Annotated in this window: 1 protein-coding gene and 1 pseudogene; both read right to left on the bottom strand. The window is 69.7% G+C overall.

The features are described from left to right. The coding region (locus PKD06_RS18215; protein ID WP_324382639.1) for a hypothetical protein at positions 1 to 497 on the bottom strand (497 nt) is incomplete at its 3' end. Further along, positions 497 to 1,772 (bottom strand): annotated as a pseudogene (locus PKD06_RS18210) (hypothetical protein); the annotation flags it as partial. The pseudogene PKD06_RS18210 and the gene PKD06_RS18215, both read right to left, overlap by 1 nt.

The following is a 1,772-nucleotide window of genomic DNA, read 5'->3' as shown; positions in this document are numbered from 1 at the left end:
CGCCCGAGCGCCGCAAGCTGATCGTCGGCAAGCTGGAAGTTCTCGCGGAAGGTCCGGCCGTTGCCGATGCCGGGCAGGCTCGCGAGGCCGGCGCCGATGTTCTGCGGCAGGTTGAGTCCGAGCGTCTTGCCGAAGCTGAGAAGGGCGGCCGACCCGGAATTCACGACGCTGCCCGGCCCGACCAGCATCTCATCGGCCTTCCGCGTCAGTTCGTTGCCGAGTTCGGCGCGGCGGTCGCCCGGATTGCCGGCACGCGGGCCGTTGTAGCCCGCATATGCCGCCTGCGTGGCGCGAGCGCCGGCCGCCGGGTCGAACTGCGCCGGATCGACCGGAAAACCGACAGGGGAGTCCGCTGGCGGCGATCCAGGCACCGATGCCCCCAAGCCGCCTTGCTGTCCGCCGAAGGCATGCGCGAACGCCTGCTGCGCCTTCCCGATGTCGTCGGCGTCGATCTCGTAGACCTTGCCGTCATGCGCGGTGAGTTCGAAGGTCGGCATCAGCGCACCTGCCTGATCGTCCCGAAGGGAGTGGTGACCGTGCCGCCCGAACGCGTCGGCTGCGCGCCGGTGGCCTTGTGCAGGCGGGCCATGCCCGTCCTGATCACGTCCTCGTAGTCCTTCAGGGCCTCGTCGAAGCCCGCGTCGCTGAGGCCGCGGTCGAGGCGATTGAGGGCGGACGTGCCCTTCGTTCCCTCCACATCCGTGATGGCTCCCGCTCCCCGGAGCATATCGAATGCCTGCGTGAACGCCTGCGACTTCGCCTGATCGAAAAGAGCTACGAAATCAGATCCCGCGGTGCCGGGTATGGAACGCAGCATTCCGGGCAGCCCCGTATTCCAGTACCTCCCCGGATGGTTGCGGAGCTTCGCCACGGTCGCGAGCGCCTGCTGCGCGCGGTCCAGGGCCGCGGGGGCGGTCTGCTGTGCCTCCGCGGTCTTCGTGCCGGCGGTGGTCGCCGAAGCCTCCATCTGCTTCTGGCGGGCCATGACCTTCAAGCCGTCATCCACGAGGCCCGGCGTATCCTGATGCGCCTGGCCCATCCGCACCGCCTCTGGCCTCTTGTCGTCGATGCTGTTCCGCAGGGCTTCCTGCACGCGGCTCGGCTGCCCCGGATAGGCCGTCTCCGCGATCTTGATCTGGTCCGGCCGCTTGTCGATATTGCTCCGGGCGAGCGCCTGATATTCGGGCGAGCCGGGCGTCAGTCCCGCCGAGATGGCGATCCGATCGAAGTCAGTCGGATCGAGCCACCGGCGGGCCATGTCAAGGCGCGCCTTCGCGGCCTCTGCGACGCCCTTCCCGGCCTCGCCCATCCATCCCGACGCCGCGAGCACGCCTATGGCATGCTTGGCGACCTGGATGGCCTGCGCCCGCGCCGTCTTGTTCCCGGCGGGAGCATCGGCCTTCGGCATGACGGGAGGCGGCCCGAGCGGCACGGGGATCTTCCCGCCCGCCCCGGCGACCTGATAGGGCTGCGAGGGGAGGCCGTCCGTGCCGGGCTGGACAGCCGGGTTCTCCGCCGAGTTGCCGGCCTGGACGGGAACGGACGGCGCCGGACCATTCCCGGCAACCTGCATGGGCTGCTGCCCCCCATCAGCACCGTCGTTGGAGAACGCGCCCGCTCCGCCGCGCTTCTCGATCTCCGCTCGCAGGGAGGCGTTATAGGGCGCCCAAGGCGCGAAGCCTTCCTTCGCGTACAGGGCCGCCGCGGCCTTCCGCTGCACGTCGTAGGGCGCTGAAATGGCGGTCGGGTATTGGCCCGTATCGATCCCCGCC

Source organism: Enterovirga sp., assembly GCF_035325185.1.
Lineage (GTDB): Bacteria > Pseudomonadota > Alphaproteobacteria > Rhizobiales > Beijerinckiaceae > Enterovirga.
This window is presented reverse-complemented; position numbering and strand designations above follow the sequence as displayed.